Here is a 19061-nt window from a genome sequence, read left to right as displayed (position 1 = left end):
TGGGCGGGTGATGGGGCTGCGGCAAAGGGATACGCTTGATGAGCACGATCTTTGCACAGGCAACCGGTGTGGGGCGCGCGGGCGTCGCTGTGGTGCGCGTCTCAGGCCCGCAGGCGTTCGCGGGGGTCTGCGTGCTGTGTCGGTCTCTCCCCGCCTCTCACCAGGCTGCTGTCCGTGTGTTGCGGTCGCCTCAGGGGGAGGTGTTGGACCATGCGTTGGTTTTGCCCTTTGAGGGCCCAAACAGTTTCACCGGCGAAGACGTGGTGGAATTGCACCTGCATGGCAGTATCGCGGTGGTAAAGGCCGTGATGGGGGCGTTGTCTGAGCTGCCAGAGTTCCGGCCGGCTGACGCGGGGGAGTTCACGCGCCGCGCGTTGGAAAACCAAAAACTGGACCTTGCGCAGGTCGAAGGCCTCGCTGAGTTGATTGACGCTGAGACGGAGGTGCAACGCAAACAAGCGCAGCGGGTCTTTTCCGGGCGGCTTGGCAGCTTGGTAGAAGGCTGGCGGAAGGATTTGATCCGTGCGGCAGCCTTGTTGGAGGCGACGATAGACTTCGCCGATGAAGAGGTGCCTGTGGATGTCTCCCCTGAGGTGAGCACGCTTTTGGACGGGGTGCTGGTGGCTTTGAAGTCTGAAAGTGATGGCACAAAGATTGCTGAGCGTATTCGCGAAGGCTTTGAGGTTGCAATCGTCGGGCCGCCGAACGCGGGGAAATCTACGTTGCTGAATGCACTGGCTGGACGTGACGCAGCGCTCACCTCTGAGATTGCAGGGACGACGCGGGACGTTGTTGAAGTGCGGATGGACATCGAAGGCCTTGCTGTAACTTTGCTGGATACGGCTGGGTTGCGCGACAGCACGGATGTAGTGGAAAGCATGGGGATCGCCAAAGCGCTTGAACGGGCGGCGGAGGCCGATTTGCGGGTGTTTTTGCGGTTCCCAGATGAGCCCTTGCCGCTGGATCCTTTGGCCGGTGACATCGTGATGCATCCCAAGGCGGATTTGTTCCCGAACGCGGAAAACGCAATTTCCGGGGTGACAGGTGAGGGTGTTCAACAGCTTGTCTCAATGGTAGGGGACAGCTTGAAAGAGCGTGCAGCCGGTGTTGGTATCGCCACCCATGAGCGTCATAGGGTTGCGATGGTGCAGGCGAGCGAAAGCTTGGTGCGCGCACAATATATAGTGGTTCAGGGATCTGACTTATACGACATAGCGGCAGAAGAGCTGCGCTCAGCCATTCGCACGCTTGAAGGGTTGGTTGGTCGGATCGATGTTGAATCCTTGCTGGATGAGATTTTCTCCAGCTTTTGTATAGGTAAGTGATGGAGTGTTTCACGTGAAACATTTTGAGGTCATTGTCATAGGAGGTGGCCACGCGGGCGCTGAAGCGGCCCATGCCGCTGCCCGTATGGGTGCCGAGACGGCTTTGGTCACCATGACGATTGACGGCATTGGTGTGATGTCGTGCAATCCGGCAATTGGGGGCCTGGGTAAAGGCCATTTGGTCCGGGAAATTGATGCGCTTGATGGTGTGATGGGCCGTGTCGCTGATAAGGCGGGAATCCAGTTCCGCCTGTTGAACCGCCGCAAGGGGCCTGCTGTGCAAGGACCGCGGGCGCAAGCGGACCGGTCGATTTATCGCAAAGAAATGTTGGCAGAGACCCAAGCCCGCACCAATCTTGATATCATCGAAGGCGAAGTCACCGATCTGATCATGAAGGATGGTGTGGTCTGCGGTGTTGAGATCAACGGATCAGAACAGGTTTTCGCCAAGGCTGTCATCCTGACTACCGGGACTTTCCTGCGGGGCGTCATCCACATCGGCGATGTTTCCCGGTCAGGTGGCCGTATGGGCGACAAAGCGTCAACTCGGTTGGCGGAACGGTTGGATGGGTTCGATTTACCGATGGGTCGCCTCAAGACAGGAACGCCCCCGCGGTTGGATGGAAAGACCATCAATTGGGATATTCTCGAAAACCAGCCGGGGGATGAGAACCCAACGCTGTTTTCCTTTCTGTCCCCCGGCGTCTATGCGCCGCAGATCACCTGCGGGATTACCCATACCAATAGCCGCACGCATGACATTATCCGTGCCAACCTTGATCTTTCAGCGATGTATGGCGGGCATATCGATGGTATTGGCCCCCGTTATTGTCCGTCTATTGAGGATAAGATCGTGCGGTTCGCGGACAAAGAGAGCCACCAGATTTTCCTTGAGCCTGAAGGTGTGGACGATAGTACCGTCTACCCGAATGGGATTTCCACGTCTTTGCCGGAGGATGTGCAGGACGATTATGTGCACTCCATCCTTGGTCTGGAGGAAGCTGTGATTTTGCAGCCAGGCTATGCGATTGAGTATGACTACATCGATCCGCGCGCGCTGACCTCAACGTTGGAGCTGCGTTCCGTCCCAGGCCTCTATCTTGCAGGCCAAATCAACGGGACCACAGGGTATGAGGAGGCTGCGGCCCAGGGGCTGGTGGCTGGATTGAATGCAGCTTTGGCGGTGCAGGGCAGGGATGCTGCGACATTCAGCCGGGCTGAAAGTTATATCGGCGTGATGATTGATGACCTGACGACGCGCGGGGTGACTGAGCCTTACAGGATGTTTACCTCTCGGGCGGAGTTCCGGCTTTCTTTGCGTGCGGATAATGCGGATCAGCGCTTGACCCCCATAGGGTTGGCGCTTGGTTGTGTTGAGGGGCCGCGCCGCGCTGCGTTTGAGGCAAAGAAGAAAGCGCTGGATGCTGCGAAGGCTGGGTTGACGTCTGTGGCCTTTACACCTTCGCAAGCTGTGGCCGCTGGTTTGACGGTCAGTCAGGATGGGACACGTCGGACAGCGTTTCAGCTGTTGTCCTTTCCAAATGTCAGTTTCGAAGATGTTCTGCCCCTTGTGCCGAACTTGAGTGAAACAGCTGAGGAGATCCGCGCACAGGTCTCTCGGGACGCACTGTATGCGAATTACCTCTCCCGGCAGGAGAGTGAGATCGCCGCGTTGAAGCGGGATGAGGCGCATAAGATTCCTAGTGATTTCGACTATGCTGCGGTCGAAGGGCTATCTAACGAATTGAAAACAAAGCTTTTGGCGGCACGCCCTGAAACTCTGGCGCAAGCGGCACGCATAGACGGGATCACTCCTGCTGCGTTGACCTTAATCCTGACGTGGTTGCGTCGGGGTGGCGATAAGAAATCCGCCTGATGTCTGGGCACGACCTGAATGTTTCACGTGAAACATTAGACCGCCTCCATGCCTTAGAGGGTCTGGTGACGCGCTGGACGGCCAAGATAAACCTGGTCTCCAAGCCCTCCGTACCCGAGATTTGGGAACGGCACATCGTGGATTCCGCACAACTCTATGGGTTGGTGGACACCTGGCACCATTGGGTTGATTTGGGCAGTGGGGGAGGTTTCCCCGGTTTGGTGATTGCATGTATGGCCTGCGATACTGCAGATGAAAGACAGATTACATTGGTGGAAAGCGATCAGAGGAAAGCCACTTTCCTGCGCACTGCTGTGCGTGAATTGGTGTTGCCGGCGCGGGTGATTGCCGCACGCATTGAGGCGATTGATCCGTTAAACGCCGATATTTTGTCGGCGCGGGCACTGACTGATCTTGAAGGTTTGCTCGGATTTGCCGATCTTCATATGAAACCTGAAGGCACAGCGTTGTTCCCAAAGGGCGCAAACTGGAAATCTGAGGACACGGAGGCGCGCAAACGGTGGTCTTATGGTTGCGAGGCGATTACAAGTACCACAAACCCTGATGCCGCTGTGCTAAAAATCAAGGAAATCGAACGTGTCTGACCTGTCCCGTCCAGATGGCCCCAAGATCATCGCCGTCGCCAACCAGAAAGGCGGCGTGGGCAAGACCACCACCACCATCAACCTTGCTGCGGCTTTGGCGGAGCATGGCAAGCGCGTGTTGGTTGTGGATTTGGACCCTCAGGGGAATGCGTCAACGGGTCTGGGTATTGATGTCGAAGATCGGACATACACAACCTATGATCTTTTGCTCGAAGAAGTTGAGCTTGAAGAGGTTGTGCAGACAACGGCATTTGAGGGGCTGTCGATTGTTCCGGCGACGGTTGACCTGAGTTCCGCTGATATTGAGCTGCTTTCAAGCGAAAAACGCAGCTTTCTCCTGCATGACGCCCTGCGGCAGATACCCATGGATGCCTTTGGGTTTGAGTATATTTTGATTGATTGCCCGCCTTCGCTGAACCTGCTTACGGTAAACGCGATGATTGCTGCGCATTCCGTGCTGGTCCCGCTGCAAAGTGAATTCTTCGCGTTGGAGGGATTGAGCCAGCTGATGATGACAATTCGCGAAGTGCGCCAGACCGGGAACAAGGATTTGCGGATCGAAGGTGTTGTGCTGACGATGTATGATCGTCGCAACAATTTGTCTCAGCAGGTTGAGCAAGATGCGCGTGATAATCTGGGTGCGCTGGTGTTTGAAACCGTCATTCCCCGAAATGTCCGGGTGAGCGAGGCACCGAGTTTTGCGATGCCGGTCTTGGCCTATGATACCATGTCGCGGGGGGCAGTTGCCTACCGCGCGTTGGCCGGTGAAGTGATTGAAAACAATAAGGCTTAGGGGGTTTCATGGCAGATAAACCAGAACGCAAGCGCGGCTTGGGGCGCGGACTTTCCGCGCTGATGGCTGATGTGGCAGAGACGGAAGCGGTTGCAGCAACGGGTGCCGCAGCGGCTGAGGCGATGGTGCCGATTGAAAAAATCCTGCCAAATCCGGATCAGCCCCGGAAGCGATTTGCCAAGGAAGACCTTGATGATCTCGCGGCCTCCATCCGTGAAAAGGGTGTTATCCAGCCGTTGATTGTGCGGGCCGCTACAAGGGGCACGTTCACAATTGTTGCGGGCGAACGTCGCTGGCGTGCGGCGCAGATGGCGCAATTGCACGAACTTCCGGTGATTGTGCGGGAATTTTCAGACGCTGAAGTCCTTGAGATTGCGATTATTGAAAATATCCAACGTGCGGACCTGAACGCGATTGAAGAAGCGGCGGGCTATCGTCAGTTGATGGATCGGTTTGGGCATACGCAGGAAAAGATGGCAGACGCTTTGGGAAAAAGCCGAAGCCATATCGCTAACCTATTGAGGTTATTGAACCTTCCTGATGCTGTGATTGAAATGGTGCGTGGTGGCGATCTGAGCGCTGGACACGCACGCGCATTGCTTAGCGCAAGTGACCCGCTCGCGCTGGCCCGACATGTGATCAAGGGCGGACTGTCAGTTCGGGCGACAGAGGCATTGGTTAAGAAAGAGGCGGCCGGTACGCCATCCAAATCTTCTACCAGCGCATCAAAGACTGAAAAGGATGCTGATACCAAGGCGTTAGAGGGCGATCTTTCTGCGACATTGGGGATGCGTGTGGCGATTGACCATAAGCCGGGTGATGACGGTGGGCGGTTGACGGTGACTTACAAGTCGCTTGATGACCTGGATGCGCTTTGCCGGATGCTGAGCAATTCTTAGTCGGGAATCAACGCTTCGATCACTGCGTTTAGAACTATAAACCCTTGATCTGTAACAATTAATTTCCCATCTGACACGCTGATCATACCCATATCGGTTAGATCTGCGATCGCATCGGGTGTAGGCGGTTGACCGGCGAGCGCAGTATAGCGGTCAACCGAAATGCCTTCGCGCAGGCGAAGCCCCATCAGAAGGAACTCTGTGGCCTGCTCATGCTTGGGCAAACGGTCGCGTGGTTTCTCAGTCGTTCCCGCCGCTGCATTTTCCAGCCACTTCCGGGGGTTGCTGAAGCATTCCGTGCCAAAACGGTGTCCTGCGACGGTCAATCTGCCATGTGCGCCAGGGCCGACCCCTATGTAATCGCCATACCGCCAGTAAATCAGGTTGTGACGCGAATGTGCGCCGTCGCGGGCGTGGTTTGATACCTCATAAGACGGCATTCCCATCTCGTTACAGATCTCTTGTGTGGCCAGATACATCTCTGCGCCCAAGTCCTCATCGGGCAATCCCTTCAGCTTGCCGCGCGCATATCTGTCGCCAAATGCGGTGCCCGCCTCAATCGTGAGCTGATACAGAGAGATATGATCTATTGCGAGCGATAGAGCCTGTTTCAGCTCTGATTTCCAGGCATCAAGGGTTTGATCCTGGCGACCATACATCAGATCGAAACTGACACGGTCGAAGGTGGTGCGTGCGATGTCAAAGGCGGCCAAAGCCTCTTGCGTGTTGTGCAACCTGCCCAAACGCTTCAAGTCCGCGTCGTTCAGCGCCTGGATCCCCATCGACACACGGTTGATGCCCGCCTGTCTGAAATCTGCAAACCGACCAGCCTCAACTGAGCTGGGATTTGCCTCAAGCGTGATCTCCAGGTCGTTTGCGGTGGGCCATAGTGCGCGAATCTCTGCAATGATGTCTGCGACGACGGCGGGCTGCATCAGGCTGGGCGTGCCCCCGCCGAAGAAAACGGAATGCAGCGTTCTGCCCTGTGTTTCGCTTGCGTACCTTCTGAGTTCTGCAAGATAGGCGCGGCACCATGCGGCATGATCAATATGCTGCACAACATGGCTGTTGAAATCGCAATAGGGGCACTTTGCCTCGCAATAGGGCCAGTGGATATAGAGCCCAAAGCCCCCTTGTTCCCAATCGTCAGCCAAAACAGCCCGTCATCAGCTTGGCAAAGGCATCTGCGCGGTGGCTGATCTTGTTTTTCTCAGCCGGGTCCATTTCGGCAAAGGTGATCAGGTGCCCATTGGGCTGGAACATCGGATCATAGCCATGGCCCAGCTTGCCGCGAATGGGCCAGACAAGGGTGCCTTCAACCGTGCCCGCAAAAACCTCATCATGCCCATCAGGCCAGGCCAGAACCAAGGTGGCGCAAAACCGGGCGGTTCGGGGATGCGGGGCGTTGCGCTCTTCAAGCAGGGTGTGGGTTTTCGTCATTGCCATCAGGAAATCACGACCGTTCTCTGTCTCGGCCCAATCCGCCGTATAGACGCCGGGGGCACCATCCAGGCCATCAACCTCAATCCCGGAATCGTCGGCAAGCGCGGGAAGGCCAGTGGCCTTTGAAGCCGCATGGGCCTTGATCCGGGCGTTGCCGACAAAAGTTGTCTCTGTTTCCTCAGGCTCGGGCAGGTTCATCTCTGCAGCACCCACAACCTCAATCCCATGAGGCGCAAAGAGCTGCTGCATTTCCTCCAGCTTGCCTGCGTTATGGGTCGCAATAAGGATGCTTTTTTCGGTGAAGGCCCGTGTCACGCAGTGACATCTTTCTGAACGGCAACCAGTTCAGACACGCCTTTTTCGGCAAGGTCCATCAGCTCATTCATCTGAGCACGGGAATAGGTGGAGCCTTCAGCGCTCATCTGTACTTCGATCAGTTGGCCGGAACCGGTCATGATAAAGTTGCCGTCTACACCGGCCTCAGAATCCTCAGGGTAGTCCAGATCAAGCACGGGTTGGCCTGCATAAATCCCGCAACTTACCGCCGCGACCGGATCAAGAAGCGGATCGCTGATGACATCGCCCGCTTTCATCAAGGCATTCACGGCCAGACGCAGGGCAATCCAACCCCCGGTGATGGAGGCACAACGCGTCCCGCCATCGGCCTGCAAAACATCGCAGTCCACGGTGATCTGGCGTTCGCCCAAGGCAACGCGGTCAACACCTGCGCGCAGCGAGCGGCCGATCAAGCGCTGAATTTCAACCGTCCGACCGCCTTGTTTTCCAGCAGAGGCTTCGCGTCGCATCCGGGTGTTGGTCGCGCGGGGCAGCATGCCGTATTCTGCGGTAACCCACCCAAGACCTGAGCCCTTGATGAACGGTGGCACGCGGTCTTCGACCGTTGCGGTGCAGAGCACATGCGTATCGCCCACCTTGATCAAGGCAGAGCCTTCGGCGTGTTTGGTAAAACCCACCTCAACAGAGACAGCGCGCATTTCGTCGAGTTTCCGGCCAGAAGGACGCATGTTTATTTCCTTTTTGTTGATTGCGCTGGGATACCTCTTGGGCGTCGTGGGATGCAACCCCGATTGACCTTTGCGCCTGCGTTACCTTTATTGCTTTATCATGAGCCCACATCCATCTGCCCCCGCTGATCTACTGCAAGATATGAACGATCGCTCCCGCGAGGTGTTTCGCCGCGTGGTCGAGGGGTATCTGGCAAGTGGTGATCCCGTAGGCTCGCGTACATTAACGCGTGAGTTCAGCGAAAAGGTCAGCGCCGCCACGATCCGCAATGTAATGCAAGATCTGGAGTATATGGGCGTGTTGGGCAGCCCGCATATCAGCGCGGGGCGCATTCCAACGGAGCTGGGGTTGCGGATGTTTGTGGATGGGATGATCGAATTGGGTGATCCCACAGAGATTGACCGTGAACAGATTGATGCGACGCTGGGCAGCAATGCTTCAGATGTGGGGAACCTTTTGGATCGTGTTGGCTCTGCCTTATCTGGGGTCACGCAAGGGGCCTCTTTGGTGCTTACGCCAAAGCATGAGGCCCCGATCAAACACATTGAATTCGTGTCACTTTCTGCTGACCGTGCCTTGGTGGTGTTGGTGTTCTCAGATGGTCATGTTGAGAACCGTCTGTTCAACCCACCCCCCGGACAAACGCCCAGCTCCATGCGAGAGGCTGCGAATTTCCTAAATGCGATTGTTGAGGGTAAAACCATCAGCGAAGTGCAGCGCAGCATTGCCACGGAAATCGCCGCTCGCCGGCAGGAGATTGATGCACTGGCGCAGCAACTGGTTGAGAGCGGTCTGGCGCTTTGGCAAGGCGGTGATGAGAATTCGGAGCGGTTGATTGTGCGGGGGCGGTCGAATCTCTTGGCGGGAGAGGCCGAAGAGGAGGATTTGAACCGCATAAAAACCCTCTTTGACGATCTAGAACGCAAGCGTGACATCGCTGAATTCCTGGAATTGGCCGAAGACGGCGAAGGCGTGCGCATTTTTATCGGCTCAGAGAACAAACTTTTCTCACTTTCGGGTTCCTCTCTGGTGGTTTCTCCTTATATGAACGCTGACCGTAAGGTGATCGGTGCGGTTGGGGTCATTGGGCCAACGCGCCTGAACTATGGGCGCATCGTTCCGATCGTGAATTATACAGCACAGCTGGTTGGCAAACTGGTGTCCGACCGCAGCTAGAGGTGATGCATGGCAGAGGCAAAAGAGAACAACGAATTTCTGGATAGCCTGGAAGACGCAATGGCGGAAGAATTCGCCGCGCAGGACGCTGAAATTGATGATGAGGCGCTGGAGTTAGACCAGCTACGCGCAGAGCGTGATGAATTGCGCGACCGTTTCATGCGTGCCTTGGCAGATGCCGAAAACGCCCGCAAACGATCAGACAAAGATCGGCGCGAGGCAGAGAATTATGGCGGCTCAAAACTGGCCCGCGACATGCTGCCCGTCTACGACAACATGAAACGCGCGCTCGAAGCTGTGACGGATGAGCAAAAAGAGCAGACAGCCGCCTTGCTGGAAGGTGTTGAGCTGACCATGCGCGAGCTGCTTAATGTGTTCAAAAAGCACGGGATTGAAGTGATCGCGCCAGAGGTTGGCGACCGGTTTGACCCGCAGCATCATCAAGCGATGTTTGAAGCGCCGGTACCGGGCACAAAGGCAGGCGACATTATTCAGGTCGCTGCTGAAGGGTTCATGCTGCATGACCGGTTGTTGCGTCCAGCGCAGGTTGGGGTGTCTTCTCAGCCTGCTGGGTAAGCGCCGCTGGCTTTAAGGACTTCCTGTCCCGCAAGTGTTGTGCGTTTGGCTGGCCGGATATTTGAGTTTTATTGGAAAGATGAAGCGCGGTGTGGTGGTCTACTGCAACGTCGCGTGTGCCTTTAGGGGGCTTTGGCGGTTTCTTTGAGTTTGTAGATGATGTTCAGCGCCTCTTTTGGGGTGAGCTCATCTGGGATGATCTCTGCCAATTGTGCCTCCACTGCGGATGTTTTCGCTGGCGGCGGTGGGGGTGCGGGCGTTGCAGAGAAAAGGGGCAGATCATCGATCAGGGTTTTTTGCGTGGCCCCGCCTTCTCGTTCGCCTTTTTCCAGCGCATCCAAGACCACACGCGCGCGGGCAATGACGCTTGCTGGCAGCCCGGCAAGCTGTGCGACCTGCACGCCATAAGAACGGTCTGCTGCACCTTGGCGTACTTCGTGCAGGAAAATAACCTCCCCCTCCCACTCCTTTACGGCGACAGTGGCGTTTTCCACGCCTGAAAGTTTGCCAGAGAGGGCCGTCATTTCGTGGTAGTGCGTGGCAAAGAGCGCCCGCGCCTTGTTGACATCATGCAGGTGTTCAAGCGTGGCCCAGGCGATGGAAAGCCCGTCGTAAGTTGCTGTTCCGCGCCCGATTTCATCAAGGATCACCAGCGCACGGTCGTCTGCCTGGTTCAGGATCGCGGCGGTTTCGACCATTTCGACCATGAAGGTTGACCGCCCGCGCGCCAGGTCATCTGAGGCCCCCACGCGGCTGAAGAGCTGGCTGATCACCCCGATATGGGCTTTTGTGGCGGGAACAAAGCTGCCTGCTTGCGCCATTAATGCGATTAGCGCGTTTTGGCGCAGAAAGGTTGATTTACCTGCCATGTTGGGGCCGGTGAGCAGCCGGATATTGGCGTCATCCGCCTCAGCGCTGAGGTTGCAGTCATTGGCGACAAAGGGCTCACCCGATTGATCGCGCAGCGCGCGTTCGACGACCGGGTGACGCCCGCCCACAATGTCGAAAGCGCGGCTGTTATCCACCTTGGGGCGCACCCAATTTTCCGCGGCAGCGATGTGAGCAAGTGCAAAGCTGAGATCAAGCTGAGCAATGGCCCTGGCGGTTTGGTTGATCACGGCGGCCTCGGACAAGATGGCCTGACGCAGTTCTTCGAAAATGCGTTTTTCAATCTCAATAGCCCGGCCCCCTGCGTTGAGGATTTTCGTCTCTAACGCGCTGAGTTCCACGGTTGTAAAACGCACCTGGTTGGCGGTGGTCTGCCGGTGGATGAACATGTCTGAGAGGGGCGGCGATAGCATCTTTTCCGCGTGGGTCGCGGTTGTCTCAATAAAGTATCCAAGGACGTTGTTGTGTCTGATCTTCAGAGACGAAATGCCTGTATCAGAGACGAATTGCTGCTGCATGCGCGCGATCACACCGCGCCCTTCATCGCGAAGCTGGCGGACCTCATCCAATTCCGTATCGTGATCGGGGGCTACGAAACCGCCGTCTCTGGCCAGCAAGGGGGGATCCGCAACCAAAGCTTGATCCAGCTGATCCAAAAGCGTGTCGTGACCAATCAGATCATCCACGGCGGATTTGATGAGATGAGGCAGTTCCATGCCAGCCAGATCACGATGCAACAGGTCCGCTTCGGCCAGGGCGTTACGAATGCTGCCCAGATCCCTCGGTCCGCCCCGGTCAAGCGAGAGGCGAGACAAGGCACGGTCCAGATCGGGAATTTTGCGCAGCTTGTCGCGCACATCCTGGCGGGTTTTGGCATCGTCGTGGCCAAAAGACACAGCTTCCAGTCGTGCGGTAATCTCATCCAGGTTTCTTGACGGGCTTGAAATGCGCCGCTCCAGCAGACGCGCGCCGACGGCCGTACAGGTTTGATCCATCAACGACAACAAAGACCCCGCGCGCCCACCGTTCAGCGCATGGGTCAGTTCCAGATTACGCCGGGTGGCGGCGTCAATCTGGACGGCTCTGTCTTCGCTTTCTTTCTGGGGTGGGCGCAGCAGGGGCAGTTTACCTTTCTGCGTCAAATCCAGGTAGTCGATGAGGGCGCCCATCGCCGAAACCTCAGCCCGTTCGAAGCTGCCAAAGGCATCGAGCGTCGCAATGTGGAAAAGATCACAAAGACGTTTTTCCGCCCCGGTGCTGTCAAAGGCGGATCGAGCCAGCGGTGTCAGTGCGATGCTAAAATCAGAGACTAATTCGTAGAGATCCGGCTCTTTTGCCTCTGACACGATCAGCTCTGAGGGGGCTAATCTGGCCAGCTCAGGGCCAAGCCGAACGGCCGCAATTGGCATGACGTGAAACGCACCGGTAGAGATATCGACCCAGGCAAGTGCAGCGCTGTCGCGCACTTCTGCATAGGCGGCGAGAAAGTTGTGGCGACGTGCCTCAAGCAACGCGTCTTCGGTGAGGGTGCCGGGTGTGACCAGCCGGACAACATCACGTTTGACGACAGCCTTATAGCCGCGCTTCTTTGCCTCTGCCGGACTTTCCATTTGTTCGCAGACAGCAACGCGAAAACCTTTGCGAATGAGCGTCAGAAGATAGCCTTCGGCGGCATGAACCGGGACGCCACACATCGGGATGTCGGCACCGTCGTGTTTGCCGCGTTTGGTCAGCGCGATGTCCAACGCCTCAGCCGCGGCGACGGCGTCTTCGAAAAACATCTCGTAGAAATCGCCCATCCTGTAGAACAAAAGCGCGCCTTCATGGGCGGCCTTAATCTCAAGATACTGCGCCATCATCGGCGTCGTTTTTGTATCGCTCACCCGGTTCCCCCTGTCCTTGTCAATCTCTACAAAACCACAGGACGGGGGGAAAGGGGCCTCAGCCCTAGACGGGGTGGTCGGGAGCTTGTTAATTAGCGTTAAACCCGAGCAATGAAACAGGCCCAGACCGGTGCGCAACAAGATCGACTTTACGTTGGCCCCTGACGCCCTGTTTATGAATCCCTGGCAGGATCCTGGGTTTGCGCTGCTTTATGAACCCGCATTTCTGTGGCGCGCCACCCCAGCTGCGCAGATCAACGGCTTTGCCGCCAGCGCCCATGGGCAGATCAACGACAAGATCAACCGCCTGCTGCGTGGCACCGCCAAGTCAAAGGCGTTTTCAAAACCGATTGAGGTGCAATCGGTTCCGGTACTGCTTGAGAATGCGAGTTTTCGAAAAGCCTTTGTGATGGTCAACGAAAAGCTGCTGCTGACGGGTGCGGCGGGCAGCCGTGCGATTAATACCTATCGGTGGGAACATCAGGGCACAGATTTCAATGCGGATGCGGGGGTGGCTGCGTTTTTTGAAGGCTGTCGGGATGCGAACGCCGGACATATTTTTCCGGTCCATTCCGGCGCAATAGAGCCTGATATCGACATTGCGATCGCCTGCCGGAACACTTTCAACTTCTATCACTTCGTCACGGAATCCCTGTCGCAGTTGACGGCGCTGGATGGGTTGGATTTTCAGGGCAACATCTATTTTCACTTTCCCAACCCAGAAGACCGGCAGGGGGCCTTTGCCGCGGGTTTTGTTGAGGCCTTGTTTCCAGAGTTTGCGGGCCGCGTTTTCTTTGAGCGGGCACCCAAAGAGTATGATCGCGTTGTTTCTGTCTACGAATTTGTGGGCGGATACCACCAAGCCCCGCTTGAGGCGCATTTGGGCATGGAAGAGGTGTTTCCCGCTGACCTGAAATCTCAGAACGTGGAGGCCAGTGGCGTGTCGCGGGCGGTTTTGTCGGCCAATGCGGTCAGCACGAATTTGCTCGCTCTGCGGGACCGGGCAATGGCTGCGATTGAAGGGCATGATTTCAGCCATTTGCCGCGGCGTTTTTACGTCGGCCGCGATGATACGGCCAGCCGCGCCCGTCATATGGAAAACGAAGAGCTGCTGTTTGAAAACCTCGCGCTCTTTGATTTTGAATATGTGGCGTTTGAGAACCTAAAGCCGTTGGAGCAAATCGCCTTGATGGCCAATGCCGAGATGATGATCTCATACCATGGGGCTGGGTTTACCAATATGCTGTGGGCCAATCCCGAAGCCTATGTGATTGAGTTGGGCACGCTGCAAACCGCGCAACATCGCTGGTCGGACTTCTGGCCGCTGGCCCATGCGGCGCAGTGCAACTACATCAACTTCTTTGCGGACTTTAGGACCGATACCCCCTTAGTAGAGCCGAATTTTGCCAAGGATGGCATCGTTCCGGTGTCTTTGTCCGAACAGGCCGTGGCGCAGGTGATGGCCTTTGTCGTTACCGTTTTGGGCAAGCCCCCAGTGCTGCGATCGCCCGCGACTGTTTTGCGCCTGACCCAGGAGGTGTTCCAGGTGGGCGCGATTGATCAGGCGCTTGCGCTTTTGGAGGCGCACAAGGAAATGATGGCGCGTTCGGCTGAGCTGGCGCTTCTTAAGGCTGATTGCCACAAGGAGCTGGATGAGCCGAAATCTGAACTGGTGGCGCTGGATCTGGCGTACAAAGCTGATTCGAAACGTTGGCAGACTTTGATTAGGATCGTCTGGTGCGCAAACCGGTGTGAGCGCCCTCAGGTCATCCGCTGGGCGCTGTCGCGGCTCAAAGCCGACTTTCCTGAACGCCATGACGCATTTGTCAGAAACCATCAGTGGGTGCGATACGTCGCCTGATACCGCGATTTGTTGTGTGTCTGACCTATCAAAGCTATGAGTTGCGAAACATCAGAGAGACCGATTTCGTGACAAAAACCCGTATCACCTCAGAAGAGGCGCTTGCCTTTCATCTTGAACCGACGCCAGGCAAGTTTGAGATCACCGCCACAGTACCGATGACGACCCAGAGGGATCTGTCGCTGGCCTATTCCCCTGGCGTGGCCGTGCCATGTGAGGCAATCGCCGAAAACCCTGAAACGGCGTATGATTATACGAACAAGGGCAACCTTGTGGCCGTGATTTCAAACGGGACGGCTGTGCTGGGCTTGGGCAACCTGGGGGCCTTGGCGTCCAAGCCGGTGATGGAAGGGAAATCTGTTCTCTTCAAGCGGTTCGCGGACGTGAACTCCATCGATATTGAGCTGGATACCGAAGACACGGACGCCTTTATCAATGCGTGTAAATTGATGGGGCCCACCTTTGGCGGGATCAATCTGGAAGACATCAAAGCGCCAGGATGTTTCATCATCGAACAGCGCCTGAAAGAAGAGATGGACATCCCGGTCTTTCATGATGACCAGCATGGCACTGCGGTGATCTGTGCAGCGGGCTTGATCAATGCGCTGCATCTGTCGGGCAAAAAAATCGAAGATGTGAAGATCGTTCTGAATGGTGCGGGCGCTGCGGGGATCGCCTGTTTGGAGCTGCTCAAGGCGATGGGCGCGCGGCACGACAACTGCATCATGTGCGACACCAAGGGTGTAATCTACCAAGGTCGGACGGAGGGGATGAACCAATGGAAATCCGCCCATGCCGCCAACACAAAGCTGCGCACGTTGGACGATGCGATGAAAGACGCGGATGTCTTTTTGGGCGTATCGGTCAAAGGGGCGGTCACACCTGATATGGTTGCCAGCATGGCTGATAATCCGGTGATCTTTGCCATGGCAAACCCCGATCCTGAGATTACGCCAGAACAGGCGCATGAGGTTCGCATGGATGCGATTGTGGCCACAGGGCGGTCAGATTACCCCAACCAGGTCAACAACGTGCTTGGGTTTCCGTACCTCTTCCGTGGCGCGCTGGATATCAACGCCCGTGCCATCAACGATGAGATGAAGATCGCCTGTGCCCATGCGCTGGCAAACCTCGCCCGCGAAGATGTGCCGGATGAGGTGGCTGTCGCCTATGGCAAAACGCTGAGCTTTGGGCGGGATTACATCATTCCAACGCCGTTTGATCCGCGTTTGATCCACCGCATCCCGCCTGCTGTTGCCAAGGCGGGGATGGATACGGGCGCTGCGCGCCGTCCGATCATTGATATGGAAGCCTATGAGCTGACGTTGAAATCGCGGATGGACCCAACGGCGAACATCCTGCGTGGCATCAATGCACGCGCGCGCGCAAATCAGGCGCGGATGATCTTTGCCGAAGGCGATGACCCCCGCGTATTGCGCGCAGCGGTGACCTATCAGCGCTCCGGCTTGGGCAAAGCGATTGTTGTGGGGCGGCCCGATGATGTGAAGCAAAAGCTGGAAGAGGCCGGGATGGCCGATGCCGTGCGTGAGCTGGAGGTGATCAACGCGGCCAAAACGGATCACCTGGAGACCTACAAAGACTTTCTCTACGGCAAGCTTCAGCGCCGTGGCTTTGATGCAAAAGACATCCACCGTCTTGCCGCGCGGGACCGGCATGTGTTTGGCGCGTTGATGTTGCAGCATGGGCATGGCGATGGGCTGGTTACTGGTGCTACGCGCAAATCGGCGCATGTGCTGGAACGGCTGAACCACGTGTTTGAGGCAAATGCTGAGCATGGCGCGGCGGGCTTTACCGCGTTGATGCACAAAGGGCGGATCGTCTTTATTGCCGACACTTTGGTGCATGAATGGCCGGATGAGAATGATCTGGCAAACATCGCTGAAAGCGGTGCCGCCGTGGCGCGGCATCTGGGGCTGGAACCTCGGGTCGCTTTTGTGAGCTTTTCCACCTTTGGCTATCCGGTGTCTGAGCGTGCCGAAAAGATGCATCTCGCCCCCAGCGTGTTGGACACGCGCGGGGTGGATTTTGAATATGAGGGCGAGATGACCGTTGACGTGGCATTGAATGCGGCGGCTCAGGCGGCCTATCCGTTCTCGCGTTTGACGGGGCCTGCAAATATCCTTGTCGTGCCGGCGCGCCACTCGGCCAGTATTTCTGTGAAGTTGATGCAGGAAATGGCAGGGGCGACGGTAATTGGCCCGATCCTGACAGGGTTGGATAAGAGCATCCAGATTTGCTCAACCAATTCGACGGCGAATGACATCCTGAACATGGCTATCCTGGCGGCCTGTAAGGTTGGCGAATGATTTGGAACCTCGGATCGATCAATGCGGATAACTTCTATCGCTTGAGCCATTTGCCCGGTCCGGGGAAACACTTGCCGCCAAAGGATTTCAGCAAGGTCTGGGCGGAAAGGGCGCCAATATGTCTGTGGCCGCTGCGCGCGGCGCGGCGCGTATCAGTCACATTGGCGCGGTGGGCGCTGACGGGCGCTGGGCCAAAGACCGGTTGTTGGAATACGGGGTAGAGACGCAGCACATCCACACCGTAGATGTCGCAACAGGGCATGCCAATATCAACGTGGATGCGGAAGGGGAGAACAACATCGTTCTTTTCCCCGGCGCAAATCATGCCATCACGGACCGGATGATCGGAGCTGCCCTGGCCGAGGCCAGCCCAAAAGACATCCTGTTGATGCAGAACGAAACCGGCGGTCAGATCTATGCGGCAGAAACGGCGAAAACGCTTGGCTTGACGGTTGTCTATGCGGCAGCTCCGTTTTCTGCGGCGGCGGTGCAGGCGGTGTTGCCTTACGTCGATTTGCTTGTCGTGAATGAGGTTGAAGCATCCCAACTTGAGGCGGCAATGGGCACATCTGTTGAAGCGCTGGACGTGGCGGATGTGGTGATCACTTTGGGTGGTGAGGGTTGCAAATGGGTCTCTAACAAGGCCAAAGCGACAGAAAGCTTCCCGGCCTATGCTGTTGAGGTCGTGGACACCACAGGGGCGGGCGACACCTTTACCGGATATCTGGTCGCGGGTCTGGACCGGGGGATGCCGATGCAAGAGGCGGTGCAGCTTGCTATGCAGGCCGGTGCCTTGATGGTGTCACGGCAAGGCACCGCTGATGTGATCCCGGATCTAAAAGACATTCAGGATGCCGGGTTTGAGTGAGACTGGCGCGCAGGGTTCTTAGTTCAAGAACGCCGCCCCGCCGCCCCAAAGCTGTTTGACCCGTGCATCGCGTCCACATCCCTTGCGATAGCGTTTGTAGGCCGTCGATTTTTTGACGCCGATGCCAACAGACGTCACGGCAAGGCGTTCGCTGCTTTTGTAATAATCCTGGTGATAGGCGCTTGCGGGATAAAACGGGGCAGGCGGCAGGATCGGCGTGACCACCTTTTGTCCAAGTGCTGCCTGTGCATCCGCCTTTGCCTTTTCAGCTGCCGCCTTTTGGGCGGCGTTGCTGGGGAAGATCGCAGAGCGATAGCTTGCCCCCCGGTCACAAAACTGGCCGCCTGCATCTGTGGGATCGATAGAACGGAAGAACATGTTGAGCAGCGCGTCGCGGCTGACCACGCCGGGGTCGAAGGTGATCTGAACAGCTTCATAATGCCCCGTGCCGCCGCCGGTCACTTGCTTGTAGGTCGGATTGGCCGTTTTGCCCCCAGCAAAGCCGGATACTGCTTCTTTCACACCGCGGACGGATTCAAAATCTGCTTCGACGCACCAGAAACATCCGCCCGCAACGGTCAGTGTTTCGGTTCCTGCCGCTTTCGCGGCTTTGGATTGCGCCATCAGGCCAATGGCGATCAGCCCGGCCAAGGCAAAGGTCTTGAAGGTCGATAGATGTGTCATCGCATGTCTCCTTTGATCTGACGCTGCCATTGGCGGGAGTTTTGAGCAAGCTGCCGAAACGTCATGTCACGCAGTGGTGAGCGTTCTTTACCGCGAGGGCAGAAATGGTAACAATTTCATGAAAAGAGGAGAGCCGCGATGCGCATCGCCATGTGGTCCGGGCCACGCAATCTGAGCACGGCCATGATGTACAGTTTTGCCGCGCGCCCCGATTTCGCTGTGATGGATGAGCCGTTTTATGCGGCCTACCTGCAGGCCACGGGGATGGATCATCCGATGGGCCGTGAAATTATGGCCGCCCATGAAACGGATCCGGCGCAGGTAGATATCATGTGCAGGGCGGCGGGGCGGCCGCATCTTTATATGAAACATATGCCGCATCACATGGTAGCGGGGTTTCCGATGGGGTGGGCCGAGGATTGTGTGCATGTGCATCTGATCCGCCATCCCGCGCGGGTGATCGCCAGCTATGCGGCGAAACGTGAGGCACCGACGCTGGAGGACATCGGTTTTGCCCAGCAAGCGGCCCTTTATGACGCGCTGGGCGGAGTGGTCATTGACGGGACCGACATCCGCGCCGATCCCGAAGGGATGTTGCGCAAGTTATGTGAGGCGATTGGGCTGTCCTTTGATCCAGCAATGCTGCACTGGCCCGCAGGGCCGCGCCCTGAGGATGGGATCTGGGCCAAACACTGGTACGGCGCGGTGCATCAGAGCACTGGGTTTGCGGGGGCAGAAGGGACGTTGCCCCTGTTAGAGCCTGATATGAGGCAGCTTTGTGATATCGCGCTGCCCTTTTACGAAAAGATGGCAGCGCGCAAAGTTTAGATA

At 56.9% G+C, this 19061-nt stretch carries 15 protein-coding genes and 1 pseudogene; 11 read left to right on the top strand and 5 right to left on the bottom strand.

Features of this window, described 5'->3' with window-relative positions:
• The first annotated feature begins 38 nt into the window (after positions 1 to 38).
• The 5 genes from mnmE to ACZ1HM_RS01040 are packed head-to-tail and all read left to right on the top strand — an operon-like array spanning position 39 to position 5498.
• Positions 39 to 1325: a tRNA uridine-5-carboxymethylaminomethyl(34) synthesis GTPase MnmE gene (mnmE, locus tag ACZ1HM_RS01060; RefSeq protein WP_472740675.1), complete on the top strand. Its 1287-nt coding sequence runs from the start codon at positions 39 to 41 to the stop codon at positions 1323 to 1325.
• Between the two features lie 13 nt (positions 1326 to 1338).
• On the top strand, positions 1339 to 3201 hold the full coding sequence (gene mnmG, locus ACZ1HM_RS01055; RefSeq protein WP_472740673.1) for a tRNA uridine-5-carboxymethylaminomethyl(34) synthesis enzyme MnmG: 1863 nt from the start codon (positions 1339 to 1341) through the stop codon (positions 3199 to 3201).
• On the top strand, positions 3201 to 3806 hold the full coding sequence (gene rsmG, locus ACZ1HM_RS01050) for a 16S rRNA (guanine(527)-N(7))-methyltransferase RsmG (protein ID WP_472740671.1): 606 nt from the start codon (positions 3201 to 3203) through the stop codon (positions 3804 to 3806). The genes mnmG and rsmG overlap by 1 nt, the downstream gene beginning before the upstream one ends.
• Entirely contained in the window at positions 3799 to 4599 is an 801-nt protein-coding gene (locus tag ACZ1HM_RS01045) for a ParA family protein (RefSeq protein WP_472740669.1), read from the top strand. Before rsmG ends, ACZ1HM_RS01045 begins: the two co-directional genes overlap by 8 nt.
• A gap of 8 nt (positions 4600 to 4607) precedes the next feature.
• Positions 4608 to 5498 carry a ParB/RepB/Spo0J family partition protein gene (locus ACZ1HM_RS01040; protein ID WP_472740667.1) on the top strand — a complete coding sequence of 297 codons (891 nt, stop codon included), beginning with the start codon at positions 4608 to 4610 and terminating at the stop codon, positions 5496 to 5498.
• Here the strand turns inward: ACZ1HM_RS01040 and hemW are convergent.
• Genes hemW through rph form a run of 3 tightly spaced genes read right to left on the bottom strand, consistent with a single transcriptional unit; the run spans position 5495 to position 7966 of the window.
• Positions 5495 to 6652, bottom strand: coding sequence for a radical SAM family heme chaperone HemW (hemW, locus tag ACZ1HM_RS01035; protein WP_472740665.1), 1158 nt, complete (start codon positions 6650 to 6652; stop codon positions 5495 to 5497). The two genes, ACZ1HM_RS01040 and hemW, sit on opposite strands and share 4 nt — an antisense overlap.
• Positions 6645 to 7256: an RdgB/HAM1 family non-canonical purine NTP pyrophosphatase gene (gene rdgB, locus ACZ1HM_RS01030; protein ID WP_472740662.1), complete on the bottom strand. Its 612-nt coding sequence runs from the start codon at positions 7254 to 7256 to the stop codon at positions 6645 to 6647. The genes hemW and rdgB overlap by 8 nt, the downstream gene beginning before the upstream one ends.
• Positions 7253 to 7966, bottom strand: coding sequence for a ribonuclease PH (rph, locus tag ACZ1HM_RS01025; RefSeq protein WP_472740660.1), 714 nt, complete (start codon positions 7964 to 7966; stop codon positions 7253 to 7255). The genes rdgB and rph overlap by 4 nt, the downstream gene beginning before the upstream one ends.
• 142 nt (positions 7967 to 8108) lie before the next feature.
• On the opposite strand from rph, the gene hrcA reads away from it, so the two are divergent.
• Together hrcA and ACZ1HM_RS01015 are read left to right on the top strand one after the other, a co-directional pair.
• Positions 8109 to 9143: a heat-inducible transcriptional repressor HrcA gene (gene hrcA / locus ACZ1HM_RS01020; protein WP_472740658.1), complete on the top strand. Its 1035-nt coding sequence runs from the start codon at positions 8109 to 8111 to the stop codon at positions 9141 to 9143.
• 9 nt (positions 9144 to 9152) lie between these two features.
• Positions 9153 to 9719 carry a nucleotide exchange factor GrpE gene (locus tag ACZ1HM_RS01015; RefSeq protein ID WP_472740655.1) on the top strand — a complete coding sequence of 189 codons (567 nt, stop codon included), beginning with the start codon at positions 9153 to 9155 and terminating at the stop codon, positions 9717 to 9719.
• A 122-nt stretch (positions 9720 to 9841) separates the two neighbouring features.
• Here ACZ1HM_RS01015 and mutS read toward each other — a convergent pair whose 3' ends face one another.
• The gene (gene mutS, locus ACZ1HM_RS01010) at positions 9842 to 12466 is read right to left on the bottom strand and encodes a DNA mismatch repair protein MutS (protein ID WP_472744537.1); all 2625 of its coding nucleotides are present in this window, start codon (positions 12464 to 12466) and stop codon (positions 9842 to 9844) included.
• Between the two features lie 154 nt (positions 12467 to 12620).
• On the opposite strand from mutS, the gene ACZ1HM_RS01005 reads away from it, so the two are divergent.
• From ACZ1HM_RS01005 to ACZ1HM_RS00995, 3 genes and pseudogenes are all read left to right on the top strand, one after another.
• The gene (locus ACZ1HM_RS01005) at positions 12621 to 14351 is read left to right on the top strand and encodes a glycosyltransferase 61 family protein (RefSeq protein WP_472740652.1); all 1731 of its coding nucleotides are present in this window, start codon (positions 12621 to 12623) and stop codon (positions 14349 to 14351) included.
• Between the two features lie 68 nt (positions 14352 to 14419).
• Positions 14420 to 16678 (top strand): NADP-dependent malic enzyme, encoded by a 2259-nt coding sequence (locus ACZ1HM_RS01000; protein WP_472740650.1) that lies wholly within the window; start codon positions 14420 to 14422, stop codon positions 16676 to 16678.
• A pseudogene (locus ACZ1HM_RS00995) lies at positions 16675 to 17546 on the top strand (ribokinase). Before ACZ1HM_RS01000 ends, ACZ1HM_RS00995 begins: the two are co-directional and overlap by 4 nt.
• Positions 17547 to 17564: 18 nt before the next feature.
• On the opposite strand, the gene msrA reads toward ACZ1HM_RS00995, so the two are convergent.
• Positions 17565 to 18230 carry a peptide-methionine (S)-S-oxide reductase MsrA gene (msrA, locus tag ACZ1HM_RS00990; RefSeq protein ID WP_472740648.1) on the bottom strand — a complete coding sequence of 222 codons (666 nt, stop codon included), beginning with the start codon at positions 18228 to 18230 and terminating at the stop codon, positions 17565 to 17567.
• A gap of 138 nt (positions 18231 to 18368) precedes the next feature.
• Here msrA and ACZ1HM_RS00985 point away from each other — a divergent pair, with 138 nt between their 5' ends.
• The gene (locus ACZ1HM_RS00985; RefSeq protein WP_472740646.1) at positions 18369 to 19058 is read left to right on the top strand and encodes a sulfotransferase-like domain-containing protein; all 690 of its coding nucleotides are present in this window, start codon (positions 18369 to 18371) and stop codon (positions 19056 to 19058) included.
• The last annotated feature ends 3 nt before the right edge of the window (positions 19059 to 19061 follow it).

Source organism: Sulfitobacter sp. GN1-4 (assembly GCF_055693825.1).
Note: the sequence above shows the minus strand (reverse complement) of the source record. Positions and strands in the feature narration are given on the sequence as shown.

Coding starts and splice junctions, on each gene's coding strand:
- hrcA (WP_472740658.1), top strand. CDS start 8,109: ATGAACGATCGCTCCCGCGAGGTGTTTCGCCGCGTGGTCGAGGGGTAT.
- ACZ1HM_RS00985 (WP_472740646.1), top strand. CDS start 18,369: ATGCGCATCGCCATGTGGTCCGGGCCACGCAATCTGAGCACGGCCATG.
- rph (WP_472740660.1), bottom strand. CDS start 7,966: ATGCGTCCTTCTGGCCGGAAACTCGACGAAATGCGCGCTGTCTCTGTT.
- mnmE (WP_472740675.1), top strand. CDS start 39: ATGAGCACGATCTTTGCACAGGCAACCGGTGTGGGGCGCGCGGGCGTC.
- mutS (WP_472744537.1), bottom strand. CDS start 12,466: ATGATGGCGCAGTATCTTGAGATTAAGGCCGCCCATGAAGGCGCGCTT.
- rsmG (WP_472740671.1), top strand. CDS start 3,201: ATGTCTGGGCACGACCTGAATGTTTCACGTGAAACATTAGACCGCCTC.
- ACZ1HM_RS01015 (WP_472740655.1), top strand. CDS start 9,153: ATGGCAGAGGCAAAAGAGAACAACGAATTTCTGGATAGCCTGGAAGAC.
- ACZ1HM_RS01040 (WP_472740667.1), top strand. CDS start 4,608: ATGGCAGATAAACCAGAACGCAAGCGCGGCTTGGGGCGCGGACTTTCC.
- msrA (WP_472740648.1), bottom strand. CDS start 18,230: ATGACACATCTATCGACCTTCAAGACCTTTGCCTTGGCCGGGCTGATC.